General features: G+C 66.4%; 14 protein-coding genes and 2 tRNA genes. 9 read left to right on the plus strand and 7 right to left on the minus strand.

Translation table 11 applies throughout. The features are described from left to right. The 9 genes from paaH to paaZ all read left to right on the plus strand — a co-directional run bounded on the left by paaH (position 1) and on the right by paaZ (position 9,476). Positions 1-1,518 (plus strand): 3-hydroxyacyl-CoA dehydrogenase PaaH, encoded by a 1,518-nt coding sequence (gene paaH, locus ACWPW1_RS13060; protein WP_454253131.1) that lies wholly within the window; start codon positions 1-3, stop codon positions 1,516-1,518. Continuing rightward, positions 1,511-1,960 (plus strand): hydroxyphenylacetyl-CoA thioesterase PaaI, encoded by a 450-nt coding sequence (paaI, locus tag ACWPW1_RS13065; RefSeq protein ID WP_313649890.1) that lies wholly within the window; start codon positions 1,511-1,513, stop codon positions 1,958-1,960. Before paaH ends, paaI begins: the two co-directional genes overlap by 8 nt. An 86-nt stretch (positions 1,961-2,046) precedes the next feature. Continuing rightward, positions 2,047-3,366, plus strand: a complete 1,320-nt coding sequence (gene paaK / locus ACWPW1_RS13070) for a phenylacetate--CoA ligase PaaK (RefSeq protein WP_454253132.1) — start codon at positions 2,047-2,049, stop codon at positions 3,364-3,366. Positions 3,367-3,666: 300 nt separating this feature from the next. Beyond that, positions 3,667-4,659 carry a 1,2-phenylacetyl-CoA epoxidase subunit PaaA gene (gene paaA / locus ACWPW1_RS13075; RefSeq protein ID WP_059315166.1) on the plus strand — a complete coding sequence of 331 codons (993 nt, stop codon included), beginning with the start codon at positions 3,667-3,669 and terminating at the stop codon, positions 4,657-4,659. 18 nt (positions 4,660-4,677) lie between these two features. Then, the gene (gene paaB / locus ACWPW1_RS13080) at positions 4,678-4,959 is read left to right on the plus strand and encodes a 1,2-phenylacetyl-CoA epoxidase subunit PaaB (protein ID WP_271655109.1); all 282 of its coding nucleotides are present in this window, start codon (positions 4,678-4,680) and stop codon (positions 4,957-4,959) included. An 8-nt stretch (positions 4,960-4,967) separates the two neighbouring features. Next, positions 4,968-5,729 (plus strand): 1,2-phenylacetyl-CoA epoxidase subunit PaaC, encoded by a 762-nt coding sequence (gene paaC / locus ACWPW1_RS13085; protein WP_454253133.1) that lies wholly within the window; start codon positions 4,968-4,970, stop codon positions 5,727-5,729. Beyond that, positions 5,716-6,249, plus strand: coding sequence for a 1,2-phenylacetyl-CoA epoxidase subunit PaaD (gene paaD / locus ACWPW1_RS13090; RefSeq protein WP_454253134.1), 534 nt, complete (start codon positions 5,716-5,718; stop codon positions 6,247-6,249). Before paaC ends, paaD begins: the two co-directional genes overlap by 14 nt. Positions 6,250-6,274: 25 nt before the next feature. Beyond that, positions 6,275-7,348 carry a 1,2-phenylacetyl-CoA epoxidase subunit PaaE gene (paaE, locus tag ACWPW1_RS13095; RefSeq protein ID WP_454253135.1) on the plus strand — a complete coding sequence of 358 codons (1,074 nt, stop codon included), beginning with the start codon at positions 6,275-6,277 and terminating at the stop codon, positions 7,346-7,348. A gap of 76 nt (positions 7,349-7,424) precedes the next feature. Further along, positions 7,425-9,476, plus strand: a complete 2,052-nt coding sequence (gene paaZ / locus ACWPW1_RS13100) for a phenylacetic acid degradation bifunctional protein PaaZ (protein WP_454253136.1) — start codon at positions 7,425-7,427, stop codon at positions 9,474-9,476. 119 nt (positions 9,477-9,595) lie between these two features. Here paaZ and ACWPW1_RS13105 read toward each other — a convergent pair. From ACWPW1_RS13105 to ACWPW1_RS13135, 7 genes are all read right to left on the minus strand, one after another. After that, positions 9,596-9,672, minus strand: a tRNA-Asp gene (locus ACWPW1_RS13105). 38 nt (positions 9,673-9,710) lie between these two features. After that, positions 9,711-9,786, minus strand: a tRNA-Val gene (locus ACWPW1_RS13110). 80 nt (positions 9,787-9,866) lie between these two features. Then, positions 9,867-10,634: an SDR family oxidoreductase gene (locus tag ACWPW1_RS13115; protein WP_454253137.1), complete on the minus strand. Its 768-nt coding sequence runs from the start codon at positions 10,632-10,634 to the stop codon at positions 9,867-9,869. Next, complete coding sequence (locus ACWPW1_RS13120; protein WP_454253138.1) at positions 10,631-11,842, minus strand: O-succinylhomoserine sulfhydrylase; 1,212 nt, start codon at positions 11,840-11,842, stop codon at positions 10,631-10,633. The genes ACWPW1_RS13115 and ACWPW1_RS13120 overlap by 4 nt, the downstream gene beginning before the upstream one ends. Before the next feature lie 10 nt (positions 11,843-11,852). Then, positions 11,853-13,361 (minus strand): amidophosphoribosyltransferase, encoded by a 1,509-nt coding sequence (gene purF / locus ACWPW1_RS13125; protein ID WP_323150152.1) that lies wholly within the window; start codon positions 13,359-13,361, stop codon positions 11,853-11,855. Positions 13,362-13,443: 82 nt separating this feature from the next. Continuing rightward, positions 13,444-13,989 carry a CvpA family protein gene (locus ACWPW1_RS13130; RefSeq protein ID WP_271655117.1) on the minus strand — a complete coding sequence of 182 codons (546 nt, stop codon included), beginning with the start codon at positions 13,987-13,989 and terminating at the stop codon, positions 13,444-13,446. A gap of 54 nt (positions 13,990-14,043) precedes the next feature. Further along, positions 14,044-14,697 carry an SPOR domain-containing protein gene (locus ACWPW1_RS13135; RefSeq protein WP_454253139.1) on the minus strand — a complete coding sequence of 218 codons (654 nt, stop codon included), beginning with the start codon at positions 14,695-14,697 and terminating at the stop codon, positions 14,044-14,046. Position 14,698 lies beyond the last annotated feature (1 nt).

Raw genomic sequence — 14,698 nt, forward strand, 5'->3', positions numbered from 1 at the left:
ATGGTTGCCTTGCCGGAGACGGCGCGGATCGCGGTCATCGGCGCCGGGGCCATGGGCGCCGGCATCGCCCAGGTCGCGGCCCAGGCCGGCCACGAGGTGCAGCTCTACGACAACCGCCCCGGCGCCGCTGTCCGGGCCATCGATGGCATCGCCTGGCAACTCGGTCGGCTGGTGGAAAAGGGCAAGCTGGAGGGCGCCACGCGCGACGCCATCCTCAGTCGCCTGCGGCCCGCGGTGTCCCTCGACGCCCTGGACGAGGTCAGCCTGGTGATCGAAGCCATCGTCGAGGACCTCGCGGTCAAAGGCGCGCTCTTCGCGCAACTCGAAGCCCTCTGCACCCCTGACTGCATCCTCGCCAGCAACACCTCTTCGCTGTCCATCACGGCGCTGGCCGCGGGTCTCGAGCGACCCGAGCGGCTGGCCGGCCTGCACTTCTTCAATCCCGCGCCGCTGATGGCGCTAGTCGAGGTGGTCAGCGGCCTGGCCACCGACGCGGCGGTGGTGGAGACGCTGCTGGCCACCGCCCGTCGCTGGGGCAAGCGCCCGGTCCGTACCCGTTCAACCCCCGGTTTCATCGTCAATCGCGTCGCCCGCCCCTTTTATGCCGAGAGTCTGCGCCTGCTGCAGGAAGGCGCCGCCAGCTGCGCCTCGCTGGATGCGCTGCTGCGTGAGGCCGGTGGCTTCCGCATGGGCGCCTTCGAGCTGACCGACCTCATCGGCCAGGACATCAACTATGCCGTCACCTGCTCGGTGTTCAACGCCTACCACGGCGATCCGCGCTTTCGGCCCTCGCTGATCCAGAAGGAGCTGGTCGATGCCGGCCGCCTGGGCCGCAAGAGCGGTCAGGGCTTCTATGACTATCGCGAAGGCGCGACCCGTCCGGCTCCAACCGAGTTGGAAAGCGCCGCCACCGTCGACGGCTGCGTGCTGGAAGGCGACCTCGGCGTGGCCCGGCCCCTGGTGCAGCGCCTGCGGGCCACGGGGATCGCCGTCACCGAGCGGGCCGGTAGCGGCCTGTTGCGAGTGGGCGATGCGGTACTGGCCCTGAGCGACGGGCGCCTGGCAAGCGAGCGCGCCCGGCAAGAGGGCCTGCGCAATCTGGTCCTGTTCGATCTGGCGCTGGACTACGGCACGGCTACCCGCCTGGCCATCAGCTGGGCAGCCGACACCACCCCCCTGGCCCGTGATCAGGCCATCGCCCTGTTGCGCCACGCCGGCCTCAAGGTCACACCGATCCGCGACCTGCCCGGTCTGCCGGTGCTACGCACGGTGGCGATGCTGGCCAATGAAGCGGCCGATGCGGTCCTGCATCAGGTGGCGTCCGCTGCGGACGTGGATCTCGCCCTTTGCGCCGGCGTCAATTACCCCCTTGGGCCACTCGCCTGGGCGGAGGCGATCGGCCTGGGACCGGTACTGACCACCCTGGAAAACCTGCAGCGCAGCTATGGTGAGGATAGGTATCGACCCTCACTGCTGTTGCGCCGGACCCTGGCCGAAGGAGGTCGCCTGCATGAATGACGCCCATTCACAGCCCCTGGCCGAGGCCTGCGCCGAAGCCCTGCTCAGTCGCGACCGCGCCTCTCGCCAGCTGGGCATCCAGCTGCTCGACGTCGGCCCCGGCAGCGCCCGCCTGAGCATGCTGGTCACGCAAGACCACCTGCAGGGCTACGGCACCTGCCACGGCGGCCTGCTCTTTACCCTGGCCGACTCGGCCTTTGCGGTCGCCTGCAACACCTACGACCAGGCCACGGTCGCGAGCGGCTGCAGCATCGATTTTCTGGCCCCGGCCCAGGCGGGAGACCGCCTGGTGGCGACCGCCGTCGAGCAGAGCCGGCGCGGTCGCACCGGCCTCTATGACGTCCGTATCGACAACCAGCAGGGCCAGCTGATCGCCCTGTTCCGCGGCAGGGCCTACCGCGTGCATGGCCCGGTGCTGGTACAGGAGACCCGTGAGGAGTGATGCCCTCTGAACCCGGACGCCTGAGCAACACCCAGGCATTGCGCAAAGGCCGCCCGCAGCCCCCACCACAACCTTCGAGTGACGCCATGAACCTGCCCCTCGACGCCAATCGTGCCCTGCTCGACCCGCTGGAGATCGCCAGCCTCGACAGCCTGCGCCAGCATCAGCTGGACCGGCTGCGCTGGAGCCTGAAGCACGCCTACGAGAACGTACCCCTGTATCGCCGGCGTTTCGAGGAGGCCCAGGTGCACCCGGACGACCTGCACTCCCTGGACGATCTGGCGCGTTTTCCCTTCACCGGCAAGAGCGACCTGCGCGATCACTATCCCTACGGCATGTTCGCCGTGCCCCAGCACGAGATCGTGCGCTTGCACGCCTCCAGCGGCACCACCGGCAAGCCGACGGTGGTGGGTTATACCCAGGGGGACATCGACACCTGGGCCAGTGTCATGGCCCGCTCGATTCGCGCCGCGGGCGGTCGCAAGGGTGACAGGGTGCATATCGCCTATGGCTACGGCCTGTTCACCGGCGGGCTGGGCGCCCATTACGGCGCCGAGCGCCTGGGCTGCACCGTGATCCCGATGTCGGGCGGCCAGACCGAGAAGCAGGTCCAGCTGATCCGCGACCTGCAACCCGACATCATCATGGTCACCCCTTCCTACATGCTCAACCTGGCGGACGAGATCGAACGCCAGGGCGTGGACCCTCACGAATTGCGGCTGCGCCTGGGTATCTTCGGCGCCGAACCCTGGACGGCCGAACTCCGCCGTGTGGTGGAAGAGCGTCTGGGCATCGTTGCCCTCGACATCTACGGCCTCTCCGAGATCATGGGGCCTGGCGTGGCCATGGAATGCGCCGAAACCAAGGACGGCCCCACGGTGTGGGAAGATCACTTCTATCCGGAGATCATCGATCCGGTCAGCGGTGCCGTGCTGCCGGATGGTGAATACGGCGAGCTGGTCTTCACCTCGTTGAGCAAGGAAGCCCTGCCGATGATCCGCTATCGCACCCGTGACCTGACCCGTCTGCTGCCGGGTACCGCCCGCCCCATGCGGCGCATCGACAAGATCACCGGGCGGAGCGACGACATGCTCATCATCCGGGGCGTCAACGTCTTCCCGACCCAGATCGAGGAGCAGGTGCTCAAGGCCGGTATCCTGGCCGAGGTCTATGAGCTCCACCTGTCCCGCCAGGGCAACCTGGACAGCATCGAGGTGCATGTGGAACTCAGGCACGAACTCCAGCACCTGGCCGCCACCGAACAGGCGCAGATCGCCCAGGAACTGGCACGGCAGATCAAGACCCACGTCGGCATCAGTAGCAGGGTCCTGTTGCAGCCCTGCCACAGCCTCAAGCGCTCGGAAGGCAAGGCCTGCCACGTCTACGACCGTCGTCAGCACGCCTGAGCCACCGCCACTCTCCAGACGCGAGGGCGGCGCCTCGGTGCTCGGCCCCAAAGCCGTCTTTCTCGCCTACGCAGTGTGTGAATCGATCGAATCACGGGCCGGGCAGGCGCTTGCCAACCGTGGGTTCCCCGCAAAGCGGCGCCTCTAGCGGATGTCATGGCCACAGGTGATCCACCAGCGGCCCTTCAGGCGTCCACAACCCGACACAGATAAATTGCACTGTACATTGCTTTTTGTATCGTTTAGAACTGAAGACCTGGGAGGCGATACCTCTTTCCTCCATTGCACAGGAGCCGACTCATGTACGCGCAACTGGTCGAGACCGGCACCAAGGGTGTCAAGTCGCTCGAAGAGATGTCACCCGAGGAGCGGGCGTTCCAACAGAAGATCGATGACGAGATCAAGATCGAAGCCAAGAACTGGATGCCCGAGGCCTATCGCCAGACGCTGATCCGGCAGATCTCCCAGCATGCCCATTCGGAAATCGTCGGTATGCTGCCCGAGGGCAACTGGGTGACCCGCGCGCCGACCCTCAAGCGCAAGCTGCAGCTGATGGCCAAGATCCAGGACGAAGCTGGCCACGGGCTCTACCTGTACAGCGCCATGGAGACCCTGGGCGCCGACCGTGACGAGGAGATCGCCAAGCTGCACACGGGCAAGGCCAAGTACTCCAGCATCTTCAACTACCCGACACTGAACTGGGCCGACATGGGCGCGGTGGGCTGGCTGGTGGATGGCGCCGCCATCGTCAACCAGGTGGTCCTGCAGCGCACCTCCTACGGCCCCTATTCCCGCGCCATGATCCGTATCTGCAAGGAGGAGAGCTTCCACCAGCGCCAAGGCTACGAGCTGCTGCTGACGATGATGCGCCAGGGTACCCAGGCCCAGCGGGACATGGTGCAGGACGCCATCAACCGGCTCTGGTGGCCGGCGCTGATGATGTTCGGCCCGAACGACGCGCACTCTCCCAACAGCGCCCAGTCGCTGGCCTGGAAGATCAAGCGGCAGAGCAACGACGAGCTGCGCCAGCGCTTCATCGACCAGACCGTGCCGCAGCTGGAGCTGCTCGGCTGCACCGCGCCCGACCCGGAGCTCCGGTGGAACGAGGCTCGCGGGCATTACGACTTCGGCGCCATCCAGTGGGAGGAATTCTACGAGGTGCTCAAGGGCAACGGCCCCTGCAACGCCGAGCGCCTGGCCACCCGCCGCAACGCCATCGACGGTGGGGCCTGGGTCCGCGAAGCCGCGGTCGCCCACGCCCGCAAGAAACAACAACGCACTAGCGCCGCCTGACCCTGGGAGATCGCCGCCATGGCTGAATGGGCCCTGTTCGAAGTCTTCGTGCGCAGCAAGCACGGTCTCAACCACAAGCACGTCGGCAGCGTCCATGCGGCCGATGCCGCCATGGCCCTGGAGAACGCCCGTGAGCTCTACACCCGGCGCAGTGAGGGCGTGAGCCTCTGGGTGGTGCCCTCGGCGCAGATCACCGCCTCGTCGCCGGACGAGAAGGAGCCCCTCTTCGACCCCGCCGACGACAAGATCTACCGGCATGCCAGCTTCTATGAGCTGCCCCCTGAAGTCGGCCACATGTGAGCCCTGCCATGAGTGAGCATGACGCCAAGATCGAGTACCTGCTGCGACTGGCCGACAGCGCCCTGATCCAGGGCCAGCGGCTGTGCGAGTGGTGCGGCCGGGCCCCGGCGCTGGAAGAGGAGCTGGCGCTGATGAACGTCGGCCTGGACCTGGTGGGCCAGGCGCGCAACTGGTACGACTACGCGGCGGAATTGCTGGCCGACGGCCGCGATGCCGATCACCTGGCCTTTCGCCGCGACGAGCGCGCCTTCCGCAATCTGTTGCTGGTCGAGCAACCCAACGGCGACTACGCCGTGACCCTGACGAAGCAGTTCCTCTACGACGCCTGGCACCTGCCCCTGCTGCGCGGCCTGAGCGAGTCCGGCGACGCCCGCATCTCCGGTATCGCCGCCAAGGCGGTCAAGGAAGTCACCTACCACCTACGCCGCTCCGGCGAATGGGTCGAGCGCCTGGGCGATGGCACCGAAGAGAGTCACGCACGGATGCTGGCTGCCCTGCCCCAGGTCTGGCGCTTTACCGTGGAGCTGACCCAGGGCGACGAGGTGGAGCAGGCGCTGCATGAGGCAGGTATCGGCCCGGATCCGCTGGCCATTGCCAGCGCCTGGCAAGCGCAGGTCGAGGAGACCTTCGCCCGGGCCACCCTGCCCGTGCCCGCCCCTGCGGTGAACTTCTACCTCAGCGGCCGCCGTGGCCTGCACAGCGAACACCTGGGCACCCTGCTGGCGGAAATGCAATTCCTGCAACGAGCCCATCCCGATGCGACCTGGTGAGCTGATCGCCGGCAGTCATGGCGCCCGTCCAGGCACCGCCGCCGACCTCGACCTGGCCTGGCGGGTGCTCGGCGCGGTGATGGATCCCGAGGTGCCGGTTGTCAGCGTGGTCGACCTGGGTATCGTGCGCGACCTGGATTGGCAGCAGGGCCACCTGCATGTGGTGGTGACCCCGACCTACTCCGGCTGCCCGGCCACCGAGGTCATCGAGCAGGACATCCAGCAGGCCCTTGAGACCGCCGGCTTCGCCGCCCCGCGCCTGGAGCGCCGCCTGGACCCGGCCTGGACCACCGACTGGATCACCGCCACCGGCCGCCAGGCGCTGAGCGCCTACGGCATCGCTCCCCCCGCCCCCGGTGGCAGCAAGCGCAGCCTGCCGGGCGAGGCGCCGGAAGTGAGCTGTCCGCAATGCGGCAGCCGCCACACCGAACGGCTGAGCGAATTCGGCTCCACGGCCTGCAAGGCGCTGTATCGCTGCCTGGAATGCCGCGAGCCCTTCGACTACTTCAAGTGCATCTGAGCGGCGGCGCCGCACGAGGTCGACCATGAGCCGATTCCACCGCCTGACCATCCGCGACGTCCGTCCCGAAACCCGCGACGCCGTGTCCATCGCATTCGACATCCCCGTCGAACTGCAGGAACGCTTTCGCTTCACCCAGGGCCAGCACCTGGTGATCCGCACCCGGGTGGAGGGCGAGGAGCTGCGCCGCTCCTACTCGATCTGCAGCGGCGTCAACGATGGCGAGCTGCGGGTGGCCATCAAGCGGGTCAACGGCGGCCGTTTCTCCACCCACGCCAACCAGGCGCTCAAGGTCGGCAGCCAGCTGGATGTCATGCCGCCCGCGGGCCGCTTTCAGACTCCCCTTGATCCCCAGCGCCAGGGCCACTATCTGGCCGTGGCGGCAGGCAGCGGCATCACCCCCATCCTGTCGATCATCAAGACCACCCTGGAAACCGAACCGCTCAGCCAGATCACCCTGCTCTACGGCAATCGCTCGGGCAACGCCGCCCTGTTTCGCGAGCAACTGGAGGACCTGAAGAATCGCTATCTGCAGCGCCTGAACCTGATCTTCGTCTTCAGCCGCGAACAACAGGACGTGGACCTCTACAACGGTCGTATCGACGCCGATAAATGCGCGCAGCTGTTCAGTCGCTGGCTGGACGTTCCTTCCCTCACCGCCGCCTTCATCTGCGGTCCCCAGGCGATGACCGAAACGGTACGGGCGCAGCTCACCGCCAGGGGCCTGCCGGCCGAGCGCATCCACTTCGAGCTCTTTGCCGCCGCGGGAAGCGAGCGATCGGAGGCGCGCCAGACCACCGAAACCGGCAGCACCGCGACCAGCCAGATCACCATCATCCACGATGGTCGCGCCCTGGCGTTCGATCTGCCGCGCAACAGTGCCAGCCTGCTGGACGCCGGCAACGCCCAGGGGGCTGAACTGCCCTATTCCTGCAGGGCGGGCGTCTGCTCCACCTGCAAATGCCGGGTGATCGAGGGTGAGGTGGAAATGGACAGCAACTTCGCCCTGGAGGATTACGAGGTCAAGGCCGGCTATGTGCTCGCCTGCCAGGCCTACCCCCTCAGCGACCGGGTGGTGCTGGACTTCGACCAGCGGTGAGCCGTCGCCCAGGGCGAAACCAAGAACGATAACGAGAGCCGCCGCCCGGTGCAGGACGCGCTCCAGGAGAAGTCCCATGAACAACGCCCCCGTCCTGCAAAGCTTCATTGGCGGCCGCTGGATCGGCCAGCACGGTGCCCAGCCGTTGCGCAGCGCCGTGAATGGTCGACCGGTCGCCCATACCCACGAGGAACGCCTGGACTTCACCGAAGCCCTCCGGCATGGCCGCATCCAGGGGCAGCAGGCGCTGATGGCGCTGGATTTCCAGCAGCGCGCCCAGTGCCTCAAGGCCCTGGGGCTCTATCTGCTGGAACACAAGGAGCGCCTCTACGAGATCAGCCGCCACACCGGCGCAACCCGCGCGGACAGCTGGATCGATGTCGAGGGCGGCGCCAGCACCCTCTTCGCCTACGCCGGCCTCGGCCGCCGCGAGCTGCCCTCCGGCAACCTCATTCACGAAGGCCCGGCCTTCCCCCTGGGCAAGGCCGGGCATTTCGCCGGCACCCATATCCTGGTCCCCCGCGGGGGCCTGGCGGTGCATATCAATGCCTTCAACTTCCCCATCTGGGGCATGCTGGAGAAATTCGCACCCAGCTTTCTCGCCGCCGTGCCCTGCATCATCAAGCCGGCCACTGCTACCAGCTACGTGACCGAGGCGGCTGTGCGCCTGATGCAGGATTCCGGTCTGCTGCCCTCCGGCAGTCTGCAACTCATCATCGGCAGCACCGGCGACCTGCTGGATCAGCTGCAAGGCCAGGACGTGGTCACCTTCACCGGCTCGGCGGACACCGCTGCCCGGCTGCGGGTCACGCCCAACCTGATCCAGCGTTCGATCCCCTTCAACGCCGAGGCGGATTCGCTGAACTGCGCCATCCTCGCCCCTGACGTCACACCCGACGATGAGGAATTCGAGCTCTTCGTCCGCGAGGTAGCGCGCGAGATGACCGCCAAGGCCGGGCAGAAATGCACCGCCATTCGCCGCGCCATCGTCCCCAGCCAGCATCTCGATGCCGTGGCCGAACGCCTGAGCGCCCGCCTGGCCAAGCTGGTGATCGGCGATCCGGCGGTGGAAGGCGTGAAGATGGGCGCCCTGGCGTCCCACGCCCAACAAGCCGATGTGGCCGAGCGCGTGCAGGCCCTGCTCGCCTCCAGCGAGCTCATCCATGGCGCCCGCGACGGCTTCGAGCCCCGTGGCGACGGCGTGCGGGACGGCGCCTTCTTCGCCCCGACCCTGCTGCGCAGCCGCGATCCCCATGCCCCCGGCGGCGCCCATGACATCGAAGCCTTCGGTCCGGTCAGCACCCTGATGGGCTACGACGATCTGGACGAGGCCCTGGTACTGGCGGCCCGCGGCCAGGGCAGCCTGGTAGCCACCCTGGTCACCCGCGCGCCACAGATCGCCGCGCGGATGGCACCTACCATGGCCGCCCTGCATGGCCGCCTGCATATCCTTGATCGTGACGCCGCCGCCGAATCCACCGGCCACGGCTCCCCGCTGCCCATGCTCAAGCATGGTGGCCCTGGTCGCGCCGGTGGTGGTGAAGAGCTGGGCGGCCTGCGCGCGGTAAAGCACTATCTGCAACGCGCCGCAGTCCAGGGCTCCCCGACCATGCTCATGGGTATCACCGGCGAGTACGTTCGCGGCGCCGTCCTGCACGAAGGCGAGGTTCATCCCTTCCGCCGCCACTTCGATGACCTGCGGATCGGTGAATCCCTGCTTACCCATAGACGCACGGTGACCGAGGCCGATCTGGTCAACTTCGGCTGCCTGTCGGGGGATCACTTCTACATGCACTTCGATGAACTGGCCGCGCGGCAATCGCAATTCGGCAAGCGCATCGCCCATGGCTACTTCGTACTCTCCGCCGCGGCCGGGTTGTTCGTTTCTCCCGGCGTCGGCCCGGTGCTGGCCAACTACGGCCTGGACACCCTGCGCTTCGTCAATCCGGTCGGTATCGGCGACACCATCCAGGCCCGCCTCACCTGCAAGCGCAAGATCGACCAGGGCAAGCTGAGTCCTCTAGGTGAGCCCCAAGGCGTGGTCGCCTGGGATGTCGAGGTCACCAATCAGGACCAGGTGCTGGTGGCGAGCTACGACATCCTGACGCTGGTCGCGAAGCGCGCCTGACCTGGCGCCTGCCAGCTGAATTGTCAGCAGGCCTTTTCTAAAGGCACAAAAAAAGCTGCCCTAGGGCAGCTTCTCTTGCGTCGTTCGGGCAGTTCAGAGGACCCGGAACGACTTCTATATGGCGCAGCGGACGGGACTCGAACCCGCGACCCCCGGCGTGACAGGCCGGTATTCTAACCGACTGAACTACCGCTGCGCATTGCGTGTACCTTGCGGAACACTTCCCGAAGAGTTTGGTGGCTGATGACGGGATCGAACCGCCGACCCCCTGCGTGTGATGCAGGTGCTCTCCCAGCTGAGCTAATCAGCCATCCCCTTCGGGTGACGCGCATTCTGCTCGTAGCCCCTTGATCCGTCAAGGATTTTTCCAATTTATTTTTCTGCTCGCGACTATTCGACGTAGATCATCTTGCGCGTCATGCCGCCATCCAGGGTGATGGCTTCGCCACTGATGAAGCCGGCATTGCCACCCAGCAGCCAGGCCACGCACGCCGCCACGTCTTCCACCGTCCCCACCCGCCCAACCGGATGCTGCTCGTGGTCGGCGGCGGACAACGGCTCGGCGTCCCGGACATGGGAATCCCGTGCATCGATCCAGCCGGGACAGAGGGCGTTCACCCGCACCTCCGGCCCGAGGCTGATCGCCAGCGCATGGGTCAGCGCCAGTAACCCGCCCTTGCTGGCGGCATAGGCTTCGCTGTGCGGCTCGGATTGCTGAGCGCGAGTCGACGCGATGTTGACGATGGCGCCCTGCTGCTCGCGCAGATAGGGCGCGCAATGCTTGGCCATGAGCATGGGGCCGTCCAGATTCACCCCCAGCACCCGACGCCATTCGCCCAGTGCAAGGCTTTCCAGCGGCTGGCCTTGGGCGCTGGCGAGGCCGGCATTGTTGACCAGGGCATCCAGCCGCCCGAACTGGCCGATCACCTGGGCGACGGCGGACTCGACCTGGGTCTCGTCGGCCACGTCCACCGCCACGAACCAGGCACGATCACCCAGGGCAGCGGCCACCTTGGCGCCACGCTCCTGCTCGACGTCAGCCACCACCACACGCCAGCCCTCGGCCACCAGCCAGGCGGCAATGCCCAGACCAATGCCACGCGCCGCGCCCGTGACCAGGGCCACGCGCAGCTCTACCGGTGCGAAGGTCAGACTCATAGGGCCGCCAGTCCGCGAGCCAGGTCCTGCTGCAAATCACCGCGGTCCTCCAGACCGACGGCGATGCGGATCAGGCTGTCGCTGATCCCGGCGCTGGCCCGCTCGGCCGGCGACAGCCGCCCGTGGGAAGTGGTGGCCGGGTGGGCGATGGTGGTCTTGGTATCGCCCAGGTTGGTGGTGATGGAAATCATCCGGGTGGCATCGATGAAGCGCCAGGCAGCATCACGCCCACCCGCTACCTCGAAGCTCACCACGGCGCCAAAGGCCGTTTGCTGGCGGCAGGCCAGCTCATGCTGCGGATGGCTTTGCAGGCCGGCGTAGTGAACACGCTCGATACCGGGCTGCGCTTCCAGCCAGCGCGCCAGTTCCAGCGCGGTCTGGCTGTGCGCCTGCATGCGGATCTTCAGTGTCTCCAGCCCCTTGAGGAACAGCCAGGCATTGAAGGGACTCAAGGTCGGCCCGGCGGTGCGCAGGAAGCCCACCACCTCCTTCATCTGCTCGGCCCGGCCAGCGACCACGCCGCCCATGCCACGGCCCTGGCCGTCGATGTACTTGGTCGCCGAATGGATGACGATGTCCGCGCCCAGCGCAAGCGGCTTTTGCAGCGCCGGGGTGCAGAAGCAGTTGTCGACCGACAGCAGCGCACCCTGGGCGTGGGCAATCTCGGCCAGGCCGGCGATGTCCACCAGCTCGGCCAGTGGATTGGACGGCGACTCGACGAAGAACAGCCGGGTGTTGGGCTTGCAAGCCACCCGCCAGGCGTCCAGGTCCGCCAATGGCGGGTAGTCCACCTCGATGCCGAAGCGCTTGAAGTACTTCTCGAACAGACTGATGGTGGAGCCGAACACGCTGCGCGAGACCAGCACGTGGTCGCCAGCGCTGCACAGGCTCATCACCATGGCCAGGATGGCCGACATGCCCGAGGCGGTCGCGACGGCCTGCTCCGCCCCTTCCAGCGCCGCGATGCGGGTTTCGAAGGTACGGACCGTGGGATTGGTATAGCGCGAATAGACATTGCCCGGCACTTCGCCGGCAAAGCGCGCCGCCGCATCCGCGGCGGTACGGAACACGTAGCTGCTGGTCAGGAACAGGGCTTCGCCGTGCTCACCTTCCGGCGAGCGCTGCTGCCCTGCCCGCACCGCCAAGGTCTCGAAGGCCGCGCCTTCGAGATCACTGTCCAGGCGTCCGGCATCCCAGTCTTGGCTCATGTGCAGCTCCTTAGTCGTTGTAGAGATCGATGATGGCGCTGACCGCCTGGTGCTTGACCTTGGCCGAGTCGTTGCGCGCCTGTTCGATCCGGTTCAGATAGGCGGCATCGATGTCGCCGGTGATGTACTCGCCATCGAACACCGCGCAATCGAACTGCTCGACCTTGGGTGCCTTGCGGGTCCGTACGGCCTCCTGCAGGTCCTGCAGGTCCTGGTAGATCAGCCAGTCGGCGCCGATCAGTTCACCGACTTCCTCGGTGGTACGACCATGGGCGATCAACTCGTGGACGCTGGGCATGTCGATGCCGTAGACGTTGGGGAAGCGCACTGCCGGGGCGGCCGAGCAGAAGTAGACCTTCTTCGCGCCCGCCTCGCGGGCCATCTGGATGATCTGCTTGCAGGTGGTGCCGCGGACGATGGAGTCGTCCACCAGCATCACGTTCTTGCCGCGGAATTCCAGCTCGATGGCATTGAGCTTCTGGCGTACCGATTTCTTGCGCGCGGCCTGGCCGGGCATGATGAAGGTACGGCCGATGTAGCGATTCTTGACGAAGCCCTCGCGGAACTTGACGCCCAGGTGGTTCGCCAGTTCCAAGGCCGCGGTGCGGCTGGTGTCCGGGATCGGGATGACCACGTCGATGCCGTGATCCGGACGCTCGCGCTGGATCTTCTCGGCGAGTTTTTCGCCCATGCGCAGGCGGGCCTTGTAGACCGAGATGCCATCGATGATGGAATCCGGGCGGGCCAGGTAGACGTGTTCGAAGATGCAGGGCGCGTACTGCGGATTCTGCGCGCACTGACGGGTGTAGAGCCGGCCGTCTTCGGTGATGTACACGGCTTCGCCCGGCTCCAGGTCGCGGATCAGGGTAAAGCCGAGCACGTCGAGGGCGACGCTTTCGGAAGCGATCATGTATTCCACGCCGTATTCGGTGTGGCGCTGGCCGAAGACGATGGGACGAATGGCGTTGGGATCGCGGAAGCCGACGATGCCGTAGCCGGTGATCATGGCCACCACGGCGTAACCGCCACGGCAGCGCTCATGGACTTCGGATACGGCGGCGAAGACGTCGTCCTCGGTCGGCTGCAGCTTGTTGCGCACCGCCAGTTCGTGGGCGAAGACGTTGAGCAGCACCTCGGAATCGGAGGTAGTGTTCACGTGGCGCAGATCGGACTCGTAGATCTCGCGGGACAGCTGCTCGACGTTGGTCAGGTTGCCGTTGTGCGCAAGGGTGATGCCATAGGGCGAGTTCACGTAGAACGGCTGCGCCTCGGCGGAGCTGGAACTGCCGGCCGTGGGATAGCGCACGTGACCGATACCCATGTGGCCGATCAGGTGCTGCATGTGTCGTTGCTGGAAGACGTCGCGAACCAGGCCGTTGTCCTTGCGCAAGTAGAGTTTACCGTCCCGACTGGTCACGATACCGGCGGCATCCTGACCGCGATGTTGAAGGACGGTGAGCGCGTCGTATAGCGACTGGTTGACGTTCGTCTTGCCCACGATACCTACGATGCCACACATGTGACGCGACCCCACTGTTTCAAGTGATGCGACGGCGAACCATCGCAGGATGACCCCGGCAGAGCGAGGCCTGGAAAACGGTTCACGGGGCCTTGGGCCCCAGCTGTGGCAGCAGTTGCAAGCTCGGCATGGGCGTCGCGCCCAGCCATTGACCGGCAAAGCCCAACAGCAGATTCTTCGACCAATCGGCTACCAGTAGAAAATGCGGCACCAGCACCGACTGCTGCCACCAGCCGTCCTGCTGGACCGGCCCCAGGCTCAACAGGCCCACGGCTACGGTGATCAACAGGGCGCCCCGCGCGGCGCCGAACGCCATGCCGAGAAAGCGATCGGTGCCCGACAGTCCGGTGACGCGGATCAATTCGCCAAGCAAGAAGCTCACCAGGGCGCCGACGAGCAGCGTCAGCACGAAGAGAATGACACAGGCGGCGATCACCCGTCCGGAAGGCACCTGAATATAGTCCACCAGGTAGGTGGAAAGCGCCCCGCCGAATACCCAGGCTACCCCACCGGCAACGATCCAGGTGGCCAGTGACAGCGCTTCCTTGACGAAGCCGCGCCTGAGGCTGATCAGGCAGGAAACGATGACAACGGCGACGATCGCCCAGTCCACCCAGGTGAAGCCCACGGCAAGGTCCACTAACAAAAAGGCTCTGCATTCTAGCAGAGCCTTGTGACCGGGTTAACCGCGCTCTGGCTGAAAGCGTACGACGAAGCCCTTGACGCCATTCTGCTTGTTGAGCTGATCGCGCAGGCGATCCGCCTCGCTGCGCTCGATCACCGGCCCGACGAAGACGCGATTCATGCCGTCGGCGGTCCGTACATAGGCGTTGTAGCCCTGGCTGCGCAGCTTGGCCTGCAGCGCATCGGCACTGGGCCGGGACGACAGGCTGGCCAGCTGGACCGACCAGCTGTTCGGTAGGTTGGCCGCGCCCAGGCGCGAGTCCGGCTTGGCAGCCGGTGCCGGGGTAGCGACCGGAGCGGCAGGGGCGCTGGCGGCAGGCGCCTTGGCGACCGGAGCGGCAGGTGCAGCCTGGGGTTGCGGCGGCGCCGTTACCGGAGCGTTCTGTGCCGGCGCCTGACCGGAGGTACCGGCGATAGGCGTCTGCGGCTTGCCGAGCGGCTTCGCCGGCTCGTCGGGGACCACCACCACCGGCGGTGCCTCAGGCGTCTGCGCCGGCTGTACCTCGGTGCTGGGCACGGTGGGCGCCGCCGGCTGAGGCGGTGCCTCGACCACCACCTTGCGAGCGTCATCCTGGCGATTGAAGAGCATGGGTACGAAAATGATGATCAGCGCCAGCAGCACCAGCGCTCCGATGACTCGTTGCTTGAGCATG

This window comes from Pseudomonas sp. Marseille-Q7302, assembly GCF_965111925.1.

Excerpts from the sequence above, each read along its gene's own strand:
- paaH (WP_454253131.1), top strand. The coding sequence starts at position 1 with ATGGTTGCCTTGCCGGAGACGGCGCGGATCGCGGTCATCGGCGCCGGG.
- paaE (WP_454253135.1), top strand. The coding sequence starts at position 6,275 with ATGAGCCGATTCCACCGCCTGACCATCCGCGACGTCCGTCCCGAAACC.
- paaI (WP_313649890.1), top strand. The coding sequence starts at position 1,511 with ATGAATGACGCCCATTCACAGCCCCTGGCCGAGGCCTGCGCCGAAGCC.
- purF (WP_323150152.1), bottom strand. The coding sequence starts at position 13,361 with ATGTGTGGCATCGTAGGTATCGTGGGCAAGACGAACGTCAACCAGTCG.
- paaB (WP_271655109.1), top strand. The coding sequence starts at position 4,678 with ATGGCTGAATGGGCCCTGTTCGAAGTCTTCGTGCGCAGCAAGCACGGT.
- paaD (WP_454253134.1), top strand. The coding sequence starts at position 5,716 with ATGCGACCTGGTGAGCTGATCGCCGGCAGTCATGGCGCCCGTCCAGGC.
- paaZ (WP_454253136.1), top strand. The coding sequence starts at position 7,425 with ATGAACAACGCCCCCGTCCTGCAAAGCTTCATTGGCGGCCGCTGGATC.
- ACWPW1_RS13115 (WP_454253137.1), bottom strand. The coding sequence starts at position 10,634 with ATGAGTCTGACCTTCGCACCGGTAGAGCTGCGCGTGGCCCTGGTCACG.
- ACWPW1_RS13120 (WP_454253138.1), bottom strand. The coding sequence starts at position 11,842 with ATGAGCCAAGACTGGGATGCCGGACGCCTGGACAGTGATCTCGAAGGC.
- paaC (WP_454253133.1), top strand. The coding sequence starts at position 4,968 with ATGAGTGAGCATGACGCCAAGATCGAGTACCTGCTGCGACTGGCCGAC.
- paaK (WP_454253132.1), top strand. The coding sequence starts at position 2,047 with ATGAACCTGCCCCTCGACGCCAATCGTGCCCTGCTCGACCCGCTGGAG.
- ACWPW1_RS13135 (WP_454253139.1), bottom strand. The coding sequence starts at position 14,697 with ATGCTCAAGCAACGAGTCATCGGAGCGCTGGTGCTGCTGGCGCTGATC.
- paaA (WP_059315166.1), top strand. The coding sequence starts at position 3,667 with ATGTACGCGCAACTGGTCGAGACCGGCACCAAGGGTGTCAAGTCGCTC.